At 71.4% G+C, this 19692-nt stretch carries 18 protein-coding genes and 1 pseudogene; 11 read left to right on the top strand and 8 right to left on the bottom strand.

Going from position 1 to position 19692, the window contains the following annotated elements; translation table 11 throughout:
* Positions 1-22 precede the first annotated feature (22 nt).
* Positions 23-1528 carry a fused MFS/spermidine synthase gene (locus EDD30_RS15760; RefSeq protein ID WP_123678305.1) on the top strand — a complete coding sequence of 502 codons (1506 nt, stop codon included), beginning with the start codon at positions 23-25 and terminating at the stop codon, positions 1526-1528.
* Between the two features lie 61 nt (positions 1529-1589).
* Positions 1590-3308, top strand: coding sequence for a serine/threonine-protein kinase (locus tag EDD30_RS15755; protein WP_071808861.1), 1719 nt, complete (start codon positions 1590-1592; stop codon positions 3306-3308).
* Here EDD30_RS15755 and EDD30_RS15750 read toward each other — a convergent pair.
* Entirely contained in the window at positions 3305-3970 is a 666-nt protein-coding gene (locus EDD30_RS15750; protein ID WP_071808862.1) for a potassium channel family protein, read from the bottom strand. The genes EDD30_RS15755 and EDD30_RS15750 overlap by 4 nt on opposite strands.
* Entirely contained in the window at positions 3963-5264 is a 1302-nt protein-coding gene (locus EDD30_RS15745) for a TrkH family potassium uptake protein (RefSeq protein WP_244945605.1), read from the bottom strand. The genes EDD30_RS15750 and EDD30_RS15745 overlap by 8 nt, the downstream gene beginning before the upstream one ends.
* Positions 5265-5466: 202 nt before the next feature.
* Here EDD30_RS15745 and EDD30_RS15740 point away from each other — a divergent pair, with 202 nt between their 5' ends.
* Complete coding sequence (locus EDD30_RS15740) at positions 5467-6312, top strand: hypothetical protein (protein ID WP_071808864.1); 846 nt, start codon at positions 5467-5469, stop codon at positions 6310-6312.
* Positions 6313-6850: 538 nt separating this feature from the next.
* On the opposite strand, the gene EDD30_RS15730 is transcribed toward EDD30_RS15740, so the two are convergent.
* Positions 6851-7246, bottom strand: coding sequence for a hypothetical protein (locus EDD30_RS15730; protein ID WP_071808865.1), 396 nt, complete (start codon positions 7244-7246; stop codon positions 6851-6853).
* A gap of 137 nt (positions 7247-7383) precedes the next feature.
* Here EDD30_RS15730 and EDD30_RS15725 point away from each other — a divergent pair, with 137 nt between their 5' ends.
* The 3 genes and pseudogenes from EDD30_RS15725 to EDD30_RS15710 all read left to right on the top strand — a co-directional run bounded on the left by EDD30_RS15725 (position 7384) and on the right by EDD30_RS15710 (position 11182).
* Positions 7384-9540, top strand: coding sequence for a RecQ family ATP-dependent DNA helicase (locus tag EDD30_RS15725; RefSeq protein WP_123678804.1), 2157 nt, complete (start codon positions 7384-7386; stop codon positions 9538-9540).
* A 206-nt stretch (positions 9541-9746) separates the two neighbouring features.
* A pseudogene (locus tag EDD30_RS15720) lies at positions 9747-10076 on the top strand (ArsR/SmtB family transcription factor); the annotation flags it as partial.
* A 320-nt stretch (positions 10077-10396) separates the two neighbouring features.
* Positions 10397-11182 (top strand): cation diffusion facilitator family transporter, encoded by a 786-nt coding sequence (locus EDD30_RS15710; RefSeq protein WP_084556944.1) that lies wholly within the window; start codon positions 10397-10399, stop codon positions 11180-11182.
* Between the two features lie 137 nt (positions 11183-11319).
* On the opposite strand, the gene EDD30_RS41475 is transcribed toward EDD30_RS15710, so the two are convergent.
* Positions 11320-12321, bottom strand: coding sequence for a C40 family peptidase (locus tag EDD30_RS41475; RefSeq protein ID WP_071807992.1), 1002 nt, complete (start codon positions 12319-12321; stop codon positions 11320-11322).
* 129 nt (positions 12322-12450) lie between these two features.
* Here EDD30_RS41475 and EDD30_RS15700 point away from each other — a divergent pair, with 129 nt between their 5' ends.
* The 3 genes from EDD30_RS15700 to EDD30_RS15690 all read left to right on the top strand — a co-directional run bounded on the left by EDD30_RS15700 (position 12451) and on the right by EDD30_RS15690 (position 14180).
* A complete protein-coding gene (locus tag EDD30_RS15700; protein WP_071807991.1) occupies positions 12451-12753 on the top strand; it encodes a metal-sensitive transcriptional regulator in 303 nt (100 codons plus the stop codon).
* Positions 12754-12823: 70 nt separating this feature from the next.
* Positions 12824-13036: a heavy-metal-associated domain-containing protein gene (locus tag EDD30_RS15695; protein WP_071807990.1), complete on the top strand. Its 213-nt coding sequence runs from the start codon at positions 12824-12826 to the stop codon at positions 13034-13036.
* Positions 13029-14180 (top strand): hypothetical protein, encoded by a 1152-nt coding sequence (locus EDD30_RS15690; RefSeq protein ID WP_244945257.1) that lies wholly within the window; start codon positions 13029-13031, stop codon positions 14178-14180. Before EDD30_RS15695 ends, EDD30_RS15690 begins: the two co-directional genes overlap by 8 nt.
* Here EDD30_RS15690 and EDD30_RS15685 read toward each other — a convergent pair.
* Positions 14161-15306 (bottom strand): class I SAM-dependent methyltransferase, encoded by a 1146-nt coding sequence (locus EDD30_RS15685; RefSeq protein WP_071807989.1) that lies wholly within the window; start codon positions 15304-15306, stop codon positions 14161-14163. The genes EDD30_RS15690 and EDD30_RS15685 overlap by 20 nt on opposite strands.
* 111 nt (positions 15307-15417) lie before the next feature.
* On the opposite strand from EDD30_RS15685, the gene EDD30_RS15680 reads away from it, so the two are divergent.
* Together EDD30_RS15680 and EDD30_RS15675 are read left to right on the top strand one after the other, a co-directional pair.
* The gene (locus tag EDD30_RS15680) at positions 15418-16071 is read left to right on the top strand and encodes a biliverdin-producing heme oxygenase (protein ID WP_071807988.1); all 654 of its coding nucleotides are present in this window, start codon (positions 15418-15420) and stop codon (positions 16069-16071) included.
* On the top strand, positions 16068-16388 hold the full coding sequence (locus EDD30_RS15675; RefSeq protein WP_244945256.1) for a DUF2470 domain-containing protein: 321 nt from the start codon (positions 16068-16070) through the stop codon (positions 16386-16388). Before EDD30_RS15680 ends, EDD30_RS15675 begins: the two co-directional genes overlap by 4 nt.
* A gap of 86 nt (positions 16389-16474) precedes the next feature.
* Here EDD30_RS15675 and EDD30_RS15670 read toward each other — a convergent pair whose 3' ends face one another.
* The 3 genes from EDD30_RS15670 to EDD30_RS15660 all read right to left on the bottom strand — a co-directional run bounded on the left by EDD30_RS15670 (position 16475) and on the right by EDD30_RS15660 (position 19541).
* On the bottom strand, positions 16475-18193 hold the full coding sequence (locus EDD30_RS15670; protein ID WP_244945603.1) for a DEAD/DEAH box helicase: 1719 nt from the start codon (positions 18191-18193) through the stop codon (positions 16475-16477).
* Between the two features lie 423 nt (positions 18194-18616).
* Positions 18617-18841 (bottom strand): DUF3107 domain-containing protein, encoded by a 225-nt coding sequence (locus EDD30_RS15665; RefSeq protein WP_071807984.1) that lies wholly within the window; start codon positions 18839-18841, stop codon positions 18617-18619.
* Between the two features lie 37 nt (positions 18842-18878).
* On the bottom strand, positions 18879-19541 hold the full coding sequence (locus EDD30_RS15660) for a TetR/AcrR family transcriptional regulator (RefSeq protein ID WP_071807987.1): 663 nt from the start codon (positions 19539-19541) through the stop codon (positions 18879-18881).
* Positions 19542-19692: the final 151 nt, after the last annotated feature.

Raw genomic sequence — 19692 nt, 5'->3', positions numbered from 1 at the left:
TTCGCGCCGGTACCATCCGCCGATGGAATCTCCACGGGCTCTGCCGTCCGGCCTGGCCACCGCTCTCGTCTTCTTCGCCAGCGGCGCCGTGCTGGTGCTCGAGATCGTCGCCCTGCGTCTCGTGGGCCCGTACGTCGGGGTGACCCTGCAGGTCAGCAGCTCGGTGATCGGCATCGCGCTGGCCGCGATCGCGTACGGCACCTGGCTCGGCGGAAGGCTGGCGGACCGCCACGACCCGCGGGTGCTGCTCGCCCCCGCCCTGCTGCTCGGCGCGATCGCCACGGCCCTCACGCTGCCGCTCGTGCGCTGGGGTGGCGAGTGGCTCCGCGGCGGGGCGGCCTCGGCCGTGCTGCTGCTCGCCGCGCTGGCCGTCTTCCTGCCCGCGTTCCTGCTCTCCACGATCACGCCGCTGACCGTGAAGCTCCAGCTCGGCGACCTGCGGCGGACCGGCGAGGTGGTGGGCCGGCTCTCCAGCTTCGGCACCCTGGGCGCCATCACGGCGACGCTCGGCACCGGCTTCATCTTCGTCGCGGCCATGCCGAGCAGCTGGATCGTGCTGACCCTCGCCGGGCTGCTCGCCGTCGCCGGAATCGGGCTCGGCTGGTGGCTGCGCCGCCGTCAGCCCGGCCTCGCGCAGCCGGGGAAGCCGAAGACCCGGGCGGTGCTGGTCACCGTCGGGCTGGTCGGCGCCGGGCTGGGCGCCTCCGCGCCGACGCCCTGCGACATCGAGACCGCCTACCACTGCGCCCGGGTCGAGGCCGATCCCGGCCGGGCCGGCGGGCGGACGCTGGTCCTCAACTCGGCGCGGCATTCGTACGTCGACCTGGACGATCCGACGCACCTGGAGTTCGCGTACATCCAGTGGATCGGCGCACTGGTCGACATCCAGAAGTCCGCCGGCGCACCCCTCGACGCCCTGCACCTCGGCGGCGGCGGCTTCACGGTGCCCGCGTACATCGCGGCGACGCGGCCCGGCAGCGACCAGCTCGTCGTCGAGCTGGACGGCGGCCTGGTGACGCTGGACCGGCGCGAGCTCGGCCTGACCACCGGACCGCAGCTCCGGACGCGGGTCGGCGACGCCCGCGTCGGGCTGAGCGAGCAGGGCGACCGGTCCTACGACTTCGTGGTCGGCGACGCGTTCGGCCACCTCGTGGTGCCCTGGCACCTCGCCACCCGCGAGATGGCCGCGGAAGTCTCCCGGGTCCTGCGCGACGGCGGCATGTACGCCCAGAACGTCATCGACTACCCCCCGCACCGCTTCATCCGGGCCGAACTGGCGACCGTCGCCGACGTCTTCCCGCACGTGGCCGTGATCGCACCCAAGGGCGCCTTCGCCGGGGAAACCAGCGCGAACTACGTCATCGTGGCGTCACGGTCCCCGCTGCCGCTCGACGAGATCCGCAACCATCTCGACCTCGTCGACGAGCCGGTCGAACTGGTGTCCGGAACGGCCCTGCGCGCCCTCGTCGGCGACGCCCGGGTGCTGACCGACGACTACGCGCCGGTCGACCAGTTGCTCGCCGGCTGAATCTGAAGGGATTTCGTCAGACGCACCCTGGGCGGGCGGTCCCTCGGGCCACAATCGGCACATGGGGTGGCTGGCGACCGGGCGAGAAGGCGGCCACGTCGGTGGCCGATACCGCCTGATCGAGCGGCTCGGCACCGGCGGCATGTCGGTCGTGTGGCGCGGCTATGACGAGGTCCTCGGCCGCCCGGTCGCGGTCAAGGTGCTGTCGCCGCAACTCGCCGCCGACGCGGCGTTCCGGGCGCGGCTGCGGCAGGAGGCGCTGGCCGCGGCCCGGCTGTGTCACCCGCACATCACCGGCGTCTTCGACTACGGGGAGTCGCCGCTGGACGAGTGCGTGACCGTCCCGTACGTGGTCATGGAGCTCAACGACGGCGAACCGGTCTCCGCCCGGCTGCGCCGCGAGGGCCCGTTCCCGTGGCGCGGCGCGGTCACCGTGGTCGCCGAGGTCGCGTCGGCGCTGGCGACCGCGCACGCCCGCGGCATCGTGCACCGCGACGTCACCCCGGCCAACGTCATGCTCACCGGCGCCGGCGCAAAGGTCGTCGACTTCGGGATCTCCGCCCTGGCCGGGCAGCGCGACGCCGCCGCGGACGGCAGCCTGCTCGGCACGCCCGCCTACCTGGCACCGGAACGGCTCAGCGGCGACCCGGTGGCACCCGCCGCCGACGTGTACGCGCTCGGACTGCTCCTCTACCGGCTGCTCACCGGGCGGCTGCCCTGGCCCGCCGAGACCACCACCGAGGCGTTGCGGGCGCATCTGTACGCGGACCCCGAGCCCGTACCCGACCTGCCCGGCATGCCCGCCGAGGTCGCCGCCCTGTGCCTGCACTGTCTCGCCAAACGCCCGGAGGACCGGCCCGGCGCCGACGAGGTGGCGACCACGCTGGCCGCGCTCGTCGGCCTGCAACCGATCATCCCGCCGGTCGCGGCGTACGACGAACGGCCCGTGCCGGTCGGCTTCCGCCCCCATCCGCATCCCGGCCCGAGCGCCCCGCCTCGCCGGGTGCTTCCCCTGCCGAGCCGCCTGCGACTGCGGGCCGGACTGCGGGTCGCGCGAGCGCTGCGGATCGGCGGCCCGGTGCCGCTCGGCGGCGGCCTGTTCCGCGGCGGGGTCCTGGCGCGCGACCTGCTCAGCGGCGGACGGCTCGGCCACGCCGCCCTCGCCGCCCGGCACCGCCTGCAGGCGGCCGTGGCGACGCTCGTGCTGATCGCAAGCGTCGGCCTGGTCTGGTCGTCGACCCGCGAACCGGTCGACGCGGCCACCGCCCAGGCCGCGGCCGCCGGCGCCGGGCCCGGGCCGGCGGTCCCGCACGGGATGGGCTGCAGGGTGCGCTACCGGATCCAGCGCGACACGGGTACGGACTTCGGCGCGCAGCTCACCGTGGTGAACACCGGCGAGCGCGTGCTCTCGACCTGGCGCCTGGAATTCACGTTCACCGGCGGCCAGCGGCTCACCGACGGCCCCAAGCGGCTCTCCCAGAAGGGCCGCAAGCTGGTGCTGCGCCCGAAGCAGGGCGCGCACCTACGGCCCGGACGGTCGGCGAGCGTGACGCTCAGCGGCAGCTACCGGGTCAGCAACCCGCTTCCGCTGAGCTTCACCCTCAACGGCCACCAGTGCCAGGCCGAGGTTCTCGGCGCGATCGTCGAACCGGCCCCCGCGCAGCCGGCGCCCGCGGCCACGCGCAAGAAGGACCGGAGCAAGCCGGCTTCTCCGTCGCCGGCAGCTCCGGCGCCGTCCTCGCCGCCGCGCACCAAGGGCGGCTTCTCGGTGGCCATCTAGGCGGTGACTCCCGCGAACCGTTCCACCTTGGAGGTGTCGCCGGCCACGATGAGGATGCAACCCGGCGGGACGACCGTCTCGGGGCGCGCGTACGTGAAGTCCTCACCCGGCAACTTGGTGCCCACGACCGTGACTCCCCACTTGCTGCGCAGCCCGGCATCCGCCAGCGAGCGGCCCACCGCCTCCTGCGGGGCCCGGACCTTCGCGATGGCGAAGCCGTCGTCGAACTCGATGTAGTCCAGCATCCGGCCGGTGATCAGATGGGCGACCCGCTCGCCCATCTCCGCCTCCGGGAAGATCACGTGGCGGGCGCCGACCCGGGACAGGATCTGCCCGTGCTTGATGCTGGTCGCCTTGGCCCAGATCTCGCTGATTCCGGCCTCGGCGAGGGTGAGGACGGTCAGCACGCTGGTCTCCAGGTTCGTGCCGATGCCCACGACGGCCCGGGAGAAGTCCTGGACCGCGAGCTGGCGCAGCGCATCGGTGTCGGTCGCGTCGGCCTCCACGACGTGCGTGAGCCGATCCGACCAGTCCTGCACGATCCGCGGGTCGGCGTCGATGCCGAGCACCTCGTGGCCGAGGTTGACCAGCGACTCGGCGACCGCGCCGCCGAAGCGGCCCAGGCCCACGACCACGACGTTGTCGGTTCTGGTGTCAGCCAACGAGAGGCCTCTCTTCCGGATAGCGGTAGTGCCGCCGGCGCGTGTTGAGGGCGATGGCGGTGCCGACCGCGATCGTGCCGACCCGGCCGACGTACATCAGGATGACGAGCACCACCTGCGCCGACGGCGGCAGGCCCGCGGTGATGCCGGTGCTGAGGCCGACCGTGGCGAACGCCGAGGTCACCTCGAACAGCGCCCGGTCGAACGGCACGTCGTCGGTCAGCATGATCAACGCAAGCGTGCCCACGGCGACCAGCGCGACGCCGAGCAGCGCGACCGTCATCGCCTGCCGCTGCGTCTCCTCGGCGATGCGCCGCTTGTGGATCACCACGTCCGGCTCACCACGGACCTCCGCCCAGATCACGAACGCCAGCAGCAGGAAGGTCGTCACCTTGATGCCGCCGGCCGTACTGGCACTCCCGCCGCCGATGAACATCATCGCGTTCGTGGCGGCGACGGTCTCGGCGTTCATGTCGCCCATGTCGATGCTGTTGAAGCCGCCGGAGCGCGTCATGACGTCCTGGGTGAAGGCGGCAAGCACCTTGGCCGGGGTGCTGAGCGGGCCGAGCGTGCCCGGATTGCTCCACTCGAACGCCAGGAAGAGCAGGAAGCCGGTCCCGCTGAGCAGGACAGTCCCCCAGACGGTCAGGCGCGTGTGGGTGGACCAACATCCGGGGGTACGCCACTCGCGCCCGAGCTCGAACAGCACCGGAAAGCCGATCGACCCGGCCAGCACTCCCAGAGCCAGCGGCAGGCAGATCCACCAGTCGCCGACGAACCGTACGAGGCTGTCGGGGTAGAGCGCGAAGCCGGCGTTGTTGAACGCCTGCACGGCATGGAACACCGCCTCCCAGACGGCGCGGCCGAACGGATAGTCGTACCCCAGCCAGAACCGCAGCGTGAGCACGACGCTGATGACGGCCTCGGACACGAACATGACCAGTGCGACCCGCACGAGGATCCCGCCGACGTTGCCGCCGAGCAGCCCGGAGCTCTCCGCCTGGGCCAGCAGCCGGCTGCGCAACCGCAGCCGCCGCGACACCAGAAGGCTGAGCAGGGTGGCCAGCGTCATGATCCCGAAGCCGCCGATCTGCGACAGCACGGTGATCAGCGCCAGGCCGAATCCCGACCAGTACGTCGGAGTGTCGACGACCGACAGGCCGGTGACGCACACGGCGCTGGTCGCGGTGAAGAGGGCGGTGACGAACGGGGCGTGCCCCGGCTCGGCCCGAGCGGCGGGCAGCATCATGAGGGCGGTCCCGACGGCGATGGCGCCGAGGAAGGCCAGCGGCACGATGCGCGCCGGATAGCGCCACGACGAGCGAGTACGCACCCGGCAACCTCCTGATCTTTGCGCCTCCATTACCCGGTAGAAGGGATGGTTGATGCAACTCGACATGGCGTAGTGGCTCGTCCGATGTGGGGGGAACAGTGCGTTGTCACAAACGCTGCGCAGTCGCTTGAACCCGGAGGGTAGCGCTAGGACATTGGGCGCCATGACGTCCTACTACGTACCTTCGCCCAAGCCGACCAAGGACTCCGGACTCAAGCAGTTCGACATCATGGGTACGGCGGTCATCGGCAACGATGAGATGCGCACGTTCGCGGCGGGAACGGACGGGACCTTCGCGCTCGCGTACCGAAGCGACAACCGGCCACCGGCCGAGATCTTCGTCAGCGGCTTCACGCCCCGCAAAAAGGCAATCGAGAAGTACCCGCCGACCACGACACTGCCGGCCGGCGCCGCCCCGGGGGTGGCACTCCGCCTGGGCAATGTCGACATGGACACCGCCTGCGCGGTATCTCTGGCGCTCGACTTCAACATCTGCGCACTGTTCCCGTACGACCCGATGAAGGAAGAGGAGTCCATCAAGAAGACGCCGTACATCTACCTGTGCCGCGTCGGCCGATGGCTCGACATCTGGAAGCTCCAGAGCGTCCTGGCGACCCACCTCGCCTACGCGAAAGAAGTCGCGGTGACCGAGGTCAAGGCGGAGGACATCGTCGGCTGCGTGAAGGTGAGCCGCACCCTCTCCGGAAAGACCATCTCGTACTCGATAACCGACCGCCTGGTCAACGGAAACTTCCGCACCGACGGCACCGAACCGAAGACGCTCCTCGACATCCCGCGGGACGGCTCGGCCAAGGCCCCCAGCCCGGTCACGGGGAAGAGCTATGGGGACGTGGACGGAAAGGCCGTGTGCGGCTATGTGCAGGAGATATTGAAGCAGCTCAAGGGCACGACGACGCAGAACACGATCGCGGGGTGGGCGGTGCCGGAGGTGAAGCTGTCGTACACGCTTCCGGGAACCAAGCCCAAGTCGACCAGCCCGTACGTGTAACGGCCTCGCCGGTGCCGGTGCCGGTGCCGGTTGGCGGTTGGCGGTTGGCGGTTGGCGGTTGGCGGTTGCCGGTCGGCGGTTGGCGGTTGCCGGTCGGCGGGTCGGCGGGTTGGCGGTTGCGGGTTGGCGGTTGCCCGTCGCCGGTCTGCGGTCTCCGGTTCCCGTGTTGGGGCCGGGGGCCGGCCACGGGGCGTTGGCCGTCGCGGCCGAGCGCCGGAGTTCGGCATCACGTTACGCGCACCCTGCGTTGGGTCTCGCTCCGCGCACCCTGCCCCTTGCCTCCTCGCGGGCCACTGGGCACCGCGGCGTTGGCCGCCACACCCGTGCCCAACGGGCACCCGGGGCTGGGCGCCAGCGTGCCCCGCGCTGCACACCGGCCACCGGGCGCTGGTCTCCTTGCACGGCCCGCCGGGCGGCCGATGTTGGCCTTCCCGTCCATCCCTGCCGGGCGGCCGAGGTTGGCGCCGGCCCCTGGGCACCGGGCATCACGCACCGCCCACCGGCCGATGGGCGCCGCGGGCCAGGCGCCGCCCGGCTCTTACTCCTCTTCGCCCGTGAGGCGGCTCTCACCTCCCTTGTCAGCTCGGACGCGCAGGGCCAACCAGCGGTCGTCGATGGAGACCTGGTCGGACGCCTGCATGTGGAATTCCGCGACGAGCGGCCCCAAGGTGTCGCGGTCGATGTCCGTCTTATTGCTCTTCGGGTAGGCGACCCAGAAGGCGGCCGGCTGCCTCAACTCCTCGGCGTGCTCCGCCACGAGCTTGCGCACGCTTGCCGTGTCGTCGGCGAAGATCACCGCCGCGCTCGCCGTCGACGGAGTGTCGACCTCGCGGACGCCCTCGGGCATCGGGGTGAGCAGCGGTAGGTGGGCCGGGTGCGACAACCACACCGTGGAATGGGGCCTGATCAGCAGCTTCTCGGCGATCGTCGTCATGCCTCCACGCTGCCACCGGTCGAATGAGTTGTCGACCAGATCCGGCAGGCCTGTGGATAACCAAGCCCAGAACCCGGCGCCTGTGGAAAACCCGCGTCCTGTCGGACCGGGCTGATAGACATGCGGTCGTGGTGGAGATGACGCGAGATGGGGTCAGCGAGGCCGAGCGGGCCGCCGTCCGGGAGTGCGCCGAGGAGGTGCTGCGCCGGCTGGCGGGGGAGCATGCCGTGCTGCGCGAGGACCAATGGCGCGCGATCGAGGCACTCGTCGTCGATCGGCGCCGGGTGCTGTGCGTGCAACGCACCGGATGGGGCAAGTCGGCGGTCTATTTCGTGGCCACCGCCCTCCTGCGGGACGGCGTGACGGCCGAGCCCGGCGATCCGCCCGCAGGGCCGACCGTCATCGTGTCGCCACTGCTCGCGCTGATGCGTAACCAGGTGGAGGCCGCCGCGCGGGCCGGCATCCGGGCGCGCACCATCAACTCCGCCAACCTCGACGAGTGGGATGAGATCACCGCGGAAATCCGCGGGGGTGCCGTCGACGTGCTACTGATCAGCCCCGAGCGGCTCAACAATCCGGATTTCCGCGACAACGTGCTGCCCGGGCTGGCGGCCAGCACCGGGCTGCTGGTCGTCGACGAGGCGCACTGCGTCTCCGACTGGGGCCACGACTTCCGCCCGGATTACCGCCGGCTGCGGACGTTCCTCGCCGGGCTTCCCTCCCGGACGCCGGTGCTGGCGACCACGGCCACCGCCAACGCCCGCGTGACCGCCGACGTCGCGGATCAGCTCGGTGACGCTCTGGTCCTGCGCGGCACCCTCGACCGTGACTCCTTGCGGCTCGCGGTGCTGGAGTTGCCCGATCCGGCGCATCGCCTGGCGTGGCTGGCCGACCACCTCGAAGCGTTTCCCGGCTCCGGCATCGTCTATACGCTGACGGTCGCCGCGGCCACCGAGACCGCCGAATTCCTGCGGACGCGCGGGTTCGCCGTCGCGTCGTACACGGGTCAGGTCGAGGACGCGGCGCGCCGTGCCGCCGAGCAGGATCTGCTCGACAACAAGATCAAGGCGCTGGTGGCGACGTCGGCGCTCGGCATGGGCTTCGACAAGCCTGACCTCGGCTTCGTCGTGCACCTCGGGGCACCGCCGTCTCCGATCGCCTATTACCAGCAGGTCGGCCGGGCGGGCCGCGCCGTGGAACATGCCGAGGTCGTGCTGCTCCCTGGGCAGGAAGACGTCGCGATCTGGCGTTACTTCGCGTCGCTCGCGTTTCCTCCGGAGGAGCAGGTGCGCGCCGTGCTCGCGGCGCTGCCCAGCGATCGTCCTCTATCGACACAAGCGCTGGAGCCTCTCGTCGACCTGCGCCGCGCACGCCTCGAGCTGATGCTCAAGGTCCTCGACGTGGACGGCGCGGTCCGGCGCACGCGCGGCGGCTGGGTCGCCACCGACGAGCCCTGGACCTACGACACCGCACGGCTGCGACGCGTTGCCGAGGCCCGGACCGCCGAGCAGAAGACCATGCTTGAGTACGCGAGGACGACGGCCTGCCGCATGGAGTTCCTCCGTCGCTGCCTGGACGACCCCGACGCCGCGCCCTGCGGCCGTTGCGATACATGCGCGGGCCCCCAGTTCGATGCGGAGGTGACATCGGCGTCGCTGGCCGCCGCCAACGCGTTCCTCGGCCGCGCCGGCGTCGACATCACCCCGAAGAAGCTCTGGCCCACCGGCATGGCGGCCGTCGGCGTCGACCTCAAAGGCAAGATCTCCCCGGCCGTCCAGATCCTGCCCGGTCGCGCGGTGGGCCGCCTGTCCGACCAGGGCTGGGGGACGAGACTGCGCGCCCTGGTCTCTCCGGAATCCTCCGACGGCCCGATCCCCGACGACGTCGCCGCTGCCGTGGTCGACGTCCTGAAGGCCTGGGCGCACGGCGACGACGCCTGGGCGGAGCGCCCCGCCGCGGTCGTGGCGGTGGGCTCCCGACGCCACCCGGAGCTTGTCACCAGCTTGGCGGCTCGGATCGCGGCAGTGGGCAGGCTCCCGATGCTGGGCGCTCTGTCCTCGTCCCATGTCGGCGACGGCGGCCCGAGAGGAAACAGCGCCCAGCGGGTGTTGGCTCTGCACGATGCCTTCACCGTCCCACCCGACGTCTCGGACGCGCTGCCAGGCCTCGACGGGCCGGTGCTGCTGGTGGATGACCTCGTCGACTCGGGCTGGACGATGGCGCTCGCCGGCCGGGCACTCCGACGAGCAGGCGCATCGGGGGTGTTGCCGCTGGCTCTAGCGGTATCCGGCTGAGCGCCGAAGGAACTCGGCGGACGCCGCACCTGATTGCCCGGACGATGACAGCATTCCAGGTGTGGCTGCTCGCTGGTCAGCCCGTCGTTGAGGAAGGGACCCCCGCCGACCACTTCCCGTCACGGCGCGTGGCCACTGAGGTACTCCTTTCTGTCATCGCCAACCCGGGCTATCATCGCTGTATGGCGATGACCGAGGACGGGTGCATGACCGCGGCGGTCGGGGCGGGGATGACGCCGGCGGTGGCGTTGTTCCGCTCGCTCGGCGACGAAACCCGGCTGCGGATCGTGCAGCGGCTCGCCGCCGGAGAGGCCCGGGTGGTCGACCTGACCGGCGAGCTGGGACTGGCGCAGTCCACGGTGTCCAAGCACCTGGCCTGCCTACGCGACTGCGGGCTGATCGACTTCCGGGTGCAGGGCCGGCAGTCGTTCTACGCGCTGACTCGCCCCGAACTGCTCGACCTGCTAGCCGCCGCCGAAGGGCTGCTGGCCGCGACCGGCACCGCCGTGGCGTTGTGTCCGGACGGCAGCAGTAGCGAGCACGCCGCCCTGAGGTCGGGCGTCGCTGACGATGTCTCCGGCGACTTCGCCGCCACGGATGTCGCCGCCGCCCCGGCCGCCGCCGCCCCGGCCGCCGCCGCCCCGGCCGCCGCCGCCCCCGCGGGCTTCGCTGCCCCCGTTGCCTCCGTCGCCCCCGCCGCCCCCGCCGGCTTCGCCGCGACTGGTGACTCCGCCGGCTTCGCCGCGACCGGTGACTCCGTTGATGTCGCTGCCGCAGACGTCGTCGCTGGCGATGATCGCCGGGTTCGGGTTCGTGCCCGTCGACGAGCGGGGGGCCGAGGCGAGGCGGTGGCCCGATGAACACCCCGATCGCCCTGTTGTCGTCGCAGCGGCGAGCGCAGCTCAACCGGCGTAGCCTGCATCTGGCCTATGCGACCGCCGGATACAACCTGCTCGAAGGCGTCGTCGCCGTTATCGCGGGGGCGGCGGCGTCGTCGACGGCGTTGCTCGGCTTCGGCCTGGATTCCTTCGTTGAGGTCTCGTCGGCGCTGGTGGTGATTTGGCAGTTCCGCTCCCGGATGCCCGAGACCCGTGAACGTCTCGCGTTGCGGCTGATCGCCGTGTCGTTCTTCGCTCTGGCCGCCTGGGTCGCCGTCGACGCCTTACGTTCCCTGTTCGACGTCGAGCAGGCCGTTACCTCCCCGGTTGGCATCGCCATCGCGGCGACGTCGGTCGTGGTGATGCCGTTGCTGGTCTGGGCGAAACGCCGCACCGGCCGCGAGCTCGGCTCGGCCACCGTGGTCGCCGACTCCATGCAAACCATGCTGTGCACCTACCTGTCCGCGATCGTGCTCGTCGGGCTGCTGCTCAACGCCACGCTCGGCTGGTGGTGGGCCGACCCGATCGCCGGACTCGTCATCGCCGCTGTCGCCGTCCGCGAGGGTGTCGAGATGTGGCGTGGCGAACAGTGCGACGACTGCGCCGTCGTCAGTGTGGCGGTCCGCGAGGGTGTCGAGGCGTGGCGTGGTGAACAGTGCGAGGACTGCGCCGACCCCGCCGCGGACGGCAACGAGCAGGGGAGGGGTGGGTGCGAGCCGGGCTGCACCGGCGCCTGCTGCACCAGCATCCCGGTCAGACGATGAGCGCCGACCAGCCGCCCATCCGCGGAGGACCTGGTTCCGATGCTTGGCCACACGCGGGGTCGTGCAGCCCTGTGCGCATGACGCGAGTTGGGTGGGGCGTGGCCCGGTCGTGACGTCGGGCGGGTGTGGCTCGGTCGTCACGTCGGGCGAGCGAAGCCTGTGATGGGTTGGGAGTCGATGCTGGACACGCGGACGTTCTCGCCGAACTCCGGGGCATGGATCATCTGCCCGCCTCCTATATAGAGACCGACGTGGCTGATCGGGCCATAGAAGAACACCAGATCGCCCGGTCTCACGTCGCTCCTGTCCACGTGAGCCGTGGAGGCGTACTGGCGGGCCGCGTTGTGGGGTAGGTGCACACCTGCCCTGCGCCAGGCCGCCAGGGTCAGGCCCGAGCAGTCGTACGCGCCCGGACCGTCAGCGCCCCAGCGGTACGGTTTGCCGAGCTGGTTGATGGCGAAGGCGACCACCCGTCCCGCGACCCCTGGTACATACTCGGGCGCCGGGATGTCGCCCGGGTCGGCGTAACGGGAGCCTCCGCCGTACGCGACGGCTCGCATGTGTTTGAGGGCGACGATCTCGCCCTCGATTGTTGCCTTGCGGGTGTTGAGCTGAATCTGCTGGCGCCGCTGCTGTGCGGAGAATGCGTCGAGCATCGTCCTCGCGCTGTCCACTTTGGCGCGGGCTTCCTGCAGGGCGTGGGCCGCCCGTTGTTCCTCGGACGCGAGCTGATGGAGTACGAGCAGCTTGTCGACGAACTCGTGGGGCCGGTCCGAGCCGAACAGGGCGACCGTCGGACCGGTGCGGGTGCGCTGGTACGTGTTCGCCATCAGCCCGTCCAGGATCGTCTGCCTCCGCTCGAGTTCGCGGGTCAGCGGGCCGAGCTGAGCGCCGAGTTGTGCCGTGCGCCGTCGGGTCTCGCGGAGGTCCTCGCGGGAGTTGTTGTACTGCTCCACGACCACCTCGAACCGGCGGGAAGCGGTGGCGATGTGCTTGTCCAACTCGGCGGCGGTGGGGCGGTCCTCGCGAAGGGCGAGAGCGGCGGTGGTGGTGGGGTTGGTGGCGGCGCGGGTCGGGGTGTGGAGGCCCGTGAGCAGCAGTGCCGACAGCAGCGCGACAATGGCGGATCGGGCGATCACGGTAGACGACACAACGCTCTCAACGAGGCAGATTGCGGGGAAGCCACGCCTGCGGGGCGTATCAAGATCAGAAATTGTGCGGCGGTGACCCGGTCGCCGTCATATACGGGAGGGGGGTATGCTGACGGCATGACCACCGACCACGAGAACCCGGGGCCGCACGGCTACTCGGGCGACAAGGCCGCGCTGCTCAGCCGGTTGCGGCGCATCGAGGGGCAGATCCGCGGTTTGCAGCGGATGGTCGACGAGGACACGTACTGCATCGACGTTCTGACGCAGATCTCCGCCGCGAAGAGCGCCCTGCATGCCGTCGCCGTCGGGCTGCTCGGTGATCATCTTGCGCACTGCGTTGTCGACGCCGCCCGGGCCGGTGATCCCAGCCTCAAGGTCAAGGAAGCCACCGACGCGATCGCTCGCCTCGTCCGCTCCTGACGACCGCGCCGAGCAGCATCGCCAGACGTAGCCAGGAAGAACAATCCAGCATCACGGAGGAGAGACCGTCATGGCTGTCACCGCCACCTACACCGTCAACGGCATGACTTGCGGCCACTGCGTCCAGGCCGTGACCGGCGAACTCTCCGGGCTCCCCGGCGTCACGGACGTCCAGGTCGACCTCGCCGCCGCCGCCGTGACCGTCACCAGCGCCGAGCCGCTGTCGACCGACGCCGTCCGCGCCGCGGTGGACGAAGCCGGTTACGAGCTAGCCAATGCCTGACGCGTCCGACGACGCGCCGCGGCCCGACGACGCCAAGCCGCGCGCCGACACGGCCGAGCTCCGCTCCGCCGGGGCCGAGCCGCGCGCCGAAAACGCCGAGCCGCGCGCCGACACGGCCGAGCCGCGCGCCGAAAACGCCGAGCCCCGCTCCGACCGGGGCGCCGGGTTCAAGCTGGCCACCTTCGGTGCCGTCGTCGTGGTCGTGCTCTTCGCCGGGTACGGGATCGGCCGCCTCAACAACTCCGTCGACCGTACGCGGTCCGCGCCGGCCCCCACCCAGCAGCAGGCCACCGCGGGCGCCCACGGCCACGGCACCACCCCCGGCGCCGGCACCGGGGCAGACGCGGGAACAACCCCGCACGACGACACCGGTGCCGCTCCGCACCTGCACAATCCCGACGGTACCGTGACGCAGGTCGCCGGGTCCGGCGTCACGTCGCAGGCCGTCGGCGGCCTTGCCCTCACCGCGAGCGGCCTCACGCTGCAGCCGGGGAAGGTTCTCTTCCCGGCCGGTCGGGCGCAGCCGTTCAGGTTCCGGGTCACCGGTGCGGCGGGGGCGCCGATCACCACGTACGCGATCGTCCACGACAAGCCGCTGCATCTCGTCGTCGTGCGTCGTGACCTCACCGGGTTCCAGCATCTGCATCCGACGATGGCGCCGGACGGCACCTGGAGCATCGACCTCACGCTGGCCGAGCCGGGCAGCTACCGCGCCATCGCGGATTTCACCGCGGTCGTCGGCGGGCAGCAGACGCCCGCCACGCTCGGCGTCGACCTCACGGTCGCCGGCAACTACGCGCCGGTCAGCCTTCCCCCGCCCGTCACCGAGGCGACCGCCGGCGGCTTCACCGTTCAGTACGCGGGTACGCCGAGGATCGGTACGACGCAGCCCCTGCTGATGTCGGTGCGAGGCCCGGACGGCAAGCCCGCGGCGCTCGAGCCGTACCTGGGTGCGTACGGTCATCTGGTGGTCCTCCGGGAGGGCGACGTGGGCTACGTCCATGTCCACCCGGAAGCCGGCCCGACCGGCGGCGCGGTGAAGTTCTGGCTGGCCGCGCCGGGTCCCGGCCGCTACCGGATGTTCTTCGACTTCCAGGTGGCCGGAAAGGTGCACACTGCCGCATTCACCGCTGTCGTGAACTGACCAGGAGTTTCTCCAGCGCCGGCGTCACGCCCCATTCCCGGGTCAGCGTCGCGTACTCGTCGCGGTGGGCGTCTGTGGCCGTGGCGCCGGTGCGCCTGGCTCGCAGCAGCAGATTCCGGGGCGTGTGCTGGGAGTCCACGAATTCGACCACGTCCACCTTGTAGCCGTGCAGCCGCAGCAGAGACGACCGCAGCGAGTCGGTGAGGACGTCCGAGAAGCGCTCCCGCAGGATCGCGTTGCGGGTGATCTCCGCGTACGGCGGGGGAGCGGCACGGCCCTTCAACTGGGCGGCGATGTCGTGGTGGCAGCACGGCGCCGCCAGCACCCACCGGGCGTTCCAGCGCACCGCCCGGGCCAGCGCCTGGTCCGTCGCCGTGTCGCACGCGTGCAGGGCCAGGACCAGATCCGGTGCCTCGTCGACGACGGCGTCCTCGATGGTGCCGGCCACGAAGCGGACCTCTTCCGCGCAGCCCAATTGCTCGGCGACGGCGCTATTGCGTACCCGTTGGTCCTCGCGGACGTCGACGCCGACGACCCGGACCGGCGTACGGTCGCTGAGGTAGCGGTATGCCGCGAAGGTCAGGTAGGCATTTCCGCAGCCCAGGTCGACGACGCGCAGCGGCGACGGCAGCTCGTCGGGCAGCGTGGCGGCCAGGGCCCGCAGGAACGCGTCCACCTGCCGGCGCTTGGCCGCGTTGCCGCCGATGACGTCGAAGAGCGGGTCGCCCGGGTCGAGGAGCCACTGCTTGGCGCGGTCGTGCTGCTGGGGCGTCCGGGCTTGCGGGGCGCCGGACCGGTGCACCTGGGCGTCGCCCTTCTTCGTGATCCGGACCTGCACCGTGGCCGTCTCGGTCTCGACGTGCCAGTTGCCGAAGGGCTCCGCCAGGAGGGCGTCGACCGCCGTCGCCGCCTCGCCTTCCGTCACATTCCGCGTGTACGGCCGGTTGCCGTCGTCCGTGACGATCTGCAGCCTCCGGACTCCCTTGATCGCGACCGGGCGCAACTCCGCGCGGCTGACCGCCGGGGTGGAGCCGCGCCGCCGGCCCGCCGCGACCGCGCGGGTCAGCGTCGGGCCGAGCACCAGCTCACGTACCTCGGCGAGGGCGGTGTCCAGGGGGATGGGCATCCCCTCATTCTGCCCGCGGGCACCGTCGGTCCTGCCCCGGGGAGCACAGCCGCGCTCCGAACCGGCCATATTTTGTTAGGCTCCCCTAACTATCGGCATGGAGGTGCTGCGATGACGTTGGCCGACCCTCCCACGCAACGACTGTCCGTCCGGCTGCGGACCGGGACCCGCACCGAGCACGACGAGGCCCAGGGCAGCGGCTTCCTCGACCGCCTCGCCGCCGGGTCCCTGCCGCGGGCGGCGTACGCGGATCTGGCCGCCCAGCACTGGCACATCTACGAGACCCTGGAGCAGGCGGCAACGGCGATGGCCGGCGATCCGGTCGCCGGAGCCTTCGTCTTTCCGGAGCTCACCCGCCTACCCGCGCTCACCGACGATCTTGCCGAGCTCGCCCGGGTCGGGGGGGACGCCCCGCGGAGCGTGGCCCTGCCCGCCACCCGGGAGTACTGCGCGCGGCTGCGGAAGGTCGCCTTCGACAAGCCGTGGGGTTTCGTCGCGCACCACTACACCCGCTATCTCGGTGATCTTTCCGGCGGGCAGTACCTCGGCCCGGCGATCGCCAAGGCGTACGGGCTAAACGGCGCGGGCCACCGGTTCTTCGTCTTCGAGGGGGTGTCGCCGCCCGAGTTCCGCAGCCGGTACCGCGAGCTGCTCGACGCGGCCGCCTTCTCGCCGGAGGAGGAGCGGCTCCTGCTGGCCGAGGTCTCCGAGGCATACCGGCTGAACATCGCCGTCCTGGCCGAGCTGAAGGAGCGCTGGGCATGACCGAGCACGGGGAAACCGCGGCGATGACGTTCACGCCGGACGTGGTGGCGCAGATCGCCCGGCACATGAACGACGATCATGCCGAGGACAACGTGCTCATCGTGCGGGGTCTCGGCGGCGTCGGCGCGGCCAGCGCGGCGCGGATGTCCGGGATGGATGCCGACGGCATGGACTTCGAGGCCACGGTGCAGGGCATCGCCGTGCCGGTGCGGATCCCGTTCCGGCAGCGGCTCACCGAACGCCGGCAGATCCGTGGCGAGGCCGTCCGCATGTACCAGGAGGCTTGTGCCGTGCTGGGGCTCGAGCCCCGGCACTGAACGGCGAAGAGGCGTCCCACCCCCTGGGGCGGGACGCCTCTGCCGCGTCAGCTCGAGTGCCGGAGGCACTCAGATCGCGTGCGGGCTCACTCTCCGGTGCCGACTCCCGCGTCGGAACCGCCGGTCATCTCCGGGGCGGCACCCGCGGCATCGCCGGAGCCGGCGGCACCCGCTTCGTCGCCGGAGCCGGCGGATCCCCGGCGGCGACGGCGGCGGGGACGGGCGGCGGCTTCGGCCGGCGCCGCCGCGTCACCGTCCGAGACGGCGGGAACGGCAGCGGGCGCCGCGTCCGTCTCCGAAACGGGCTCCCCGGCGCGCCGACGCCGACGCTGCCGGCGTGGCCGCTCGGCCCCTTCCTCCGACGGGGCGGACGCCGAGGAGGATGACGACGAAGAGCGCGACGAGGACGACGACGAGGACGACGAGGAGTCGTCGTCGCGTCCGCGGGAACGGCTGTGGGAGCGCGGGCGGGTGGACTCGCGGCCACGCCGCCGCCCGCCGCCCAGGTCCTCCTCCACCTCGGCCGACAGCCCGGCGCGGCTGCGCTCGGCCGTCGGCAGCGTGCCGGACACGTCCGTCGGGATGTCCAGGTCGCTGTAGAGGGCAGCGGAGGTGTGGTAGGTCTCCGGGGGCTGCGGCATGCTGAGCCCCATCGACTTGTCGATGAGCACCCAGCGGGGCATGTCCTCCCAGTCCACGAAGGTCACGGCCACGCCCGTCGCGCCCGCGCGGCCGGTGCGGCCGATGCGGTGCGTGTAGGTGTCCGGGTCCTCCGGGCAGTCGTAGTTGATGACGTGCGTGACGCCGGAGACGTCAAGACCGCGGGCGGCGACGTCGGTCGCCACCAGGACGTCGATCTTTCCCGTACGGAAGGCGCGCAGTGCCCGCTCCCGCGCACCCTGGCCGAGGTCACCGTGGACGGCCGCGACCGCGAAGCCCCGGAAGTCGAGGTCCTCGGCGACCCGGTCGGCCGCTCGCTTGGTCCGGGTGAAGATCATGGTGAGGCCGCGCTCACGGGCCTGCAGGATGCGCGCCACCATCTCGACCTTGTTGAGCGGGTGCGTGCGGTAGACGACCTGCTTGGTCAGCGGGGACGGGCCACTGTCGGAGGTGTGGCCGGCGTGGATGGTCACCGGGTGGCTCAGGAAGCGGCGCGACAGGGCGACGATCGGATCCGGCATGGTGGCCGAGAAGAGCATCGTCTGGCGCTGCTCGGGGAGCATGGCGAGGATCTTCTCGACATCTTCGAGGAAGCCGAGGTCGAGCATCCGGTCGGCCTCGTCCAGCACCAGCGCCTTGATCGAGGTCAGCTTGAGCTGCTTCTGCTTGGCGAGGTCGAGCAGGCGGCCGGGGGTGCCGACCAGGATCTCGACGCCCTTCTTGAGCTGATCCACCTGCGGCTCGTACGCCACGCCGCCGTAGATGGGCAGCACCCGGACGCCGCGGGTCGCGCCGGCGGCGGCGAGGTCGCGGGCCACCTGCAGGCCCAGCTCGCGGGTGGGTACGACGATCAGCGCCTGCGGGCTGCCGTCGGCGCCCTCCGACGGGGCGGTCACGCGCTCCAGGATGGGCAGGCCGAAGCCGAGGGTCTTGCCGGTGCCGGTCGGCGCCTGGCCGATGAGGTCGGTGCCGCGCAGGGCGATCGGCAGGGCGTACTCCTGGATCGCGAAGGCCCGGGTGATGCCCGCGGCGGCCAGCGCCTCCACGGTCTCCGCGCGCACGCCGAGCTCGGCGAACGTGGGGCTGTCGGCGCGCACGGGGGCGCGGGTCAGGGCCGGAACCAGGGCCGGTTCGGTGTCGATCACCAGGGCGGGTTCGGTGTCGTCTTCCAGGGTCGGTGCGGTGTCGGTGTTCGGGATGTCGGTCATGGAGTTCTACGGGTGCCTCTCGTGGTGCGCCCGTCGAAGTCCTGGGCGCGTCTGGGTAGGGCGCGGGCCACACGCGAGAAAGCTCGCGGGCCGCACGCGCGTCGCCGCGGCGATACCGGCCGGGTCGAGCCGGCCCGGGTCCGACCCGGGCCGGGCGGAACCGGCCAGGTCGATCAGGCTGCTCGATCGGCCGGGTCGATCAGGCCGGGTGGAACCGGCCGAATGGATCGACGTCGGCGGCGACGTGGCAAGTCTACCTGACGGAGAGATTTCGCACCTCAGGCCGAACGTGAGGGCCACGGTGAAGACGCGTCAGGGGGCCCGGCGGACCCCCTGATCACGGCGCTGCCCGGTCGTACGTCAGCGGGTGGTGAAGCCGAACGGGCGGGTGCTGCTCTCGGCGATCTCCACGTAGGCCACCTTGGCGATCGGGACGATCACCTTGCGGCCCTTCTCATCGGTCAGGGTCAGGACGCTGTCCTTGGCCATCGCCTCGGTCACGGCCTGCTCGACCTCGGCCGGCGTCTGCGCGCTCTCCAGCACGAGCTCGCGCGCGGCGTACTGCACGCCGATCTTGACCTCCACGGGGTCCCTCCCTCTCAGCAGTCTTCCGCCCTGAAGGCTATCCGATTTCCGCAGTTGTTCCGGCCGATGACTCACCCTGCAAGGGGAAGCTCGCGATGCCCCGCCAGACGAGGGCCGCGACCAGGGCTTCCGCCTCTTCCTTGTCGACCTGGCGGCCGGTCGCGAGCCAGTACTGGGCGGCCTGGCCGGAGACGCCGACCAGGCCGGCGGCGAGCAGCTGGGCCTTCGCCTCGGTCAGGCCGGTGTCCTTGACGACCGTGTCCGTGATGGCGGCGATGCACCCCTGCTCGACGCGCTCGGCCCGCTCCCGCACCTGGGGGTCGTTGCGCAGGTCGGACTCGAAGACGAGCCGGAAGGCCTCGCTCTCGTGGTCCATGAAGTCGAAGTACGCCCGTACGGCGCCCTTGACCCGCTCCTTGTTGTCAGGCGTGGCGAGCATGGCGCCGCGTACCTTGGCGATGATCGCGTCGCAGTGGGTGTCCAGCAGTGCGAGATAGAGTTCGAGCTTGCCGGGGAAGTGCTGGTAGAGCACGGGCTTGGACACGCCGGCCCGCTCGGCGATCTCGTCCATGGCGGCGGCGTGATAGCCCTGGGCCACGAAGATCTCCTGCGCGGCAGCGAGCAGTTGCTTGCGGCGCGCAGAGCGCGGCAGGCGCGTGGGGCGCCCTGCCGTCTGAGCCCCGCCGGACGCAGCGGTCATCTTCTCCAAACCTCCGAGCTCGTTCCACCGCGCGTGGGGACGCGGATTGCCCGGTTCGTCGTCTGTCGCATTCCGGGCGGGCAATTGTCGCGACGCTGCAACTTATCGCTACTGCAACCACACGGTAGCCTCAGCGGTGGGCAAGCGAGGA

The sequence above is a fragment of the Couchioplanes caeruleus genome, from assembly GCF_003751945.1.
GTDB classification, from domain to species: Bacteria; Actinomycetota; Actinomycetes; order Mycobacteriales; family Micromonosporaceae; genus Actinoplanes; species Actinoplanes caeruleus.
This window is presented reverse-complemented; position numbering and strand designations above follow the sequence as displayed.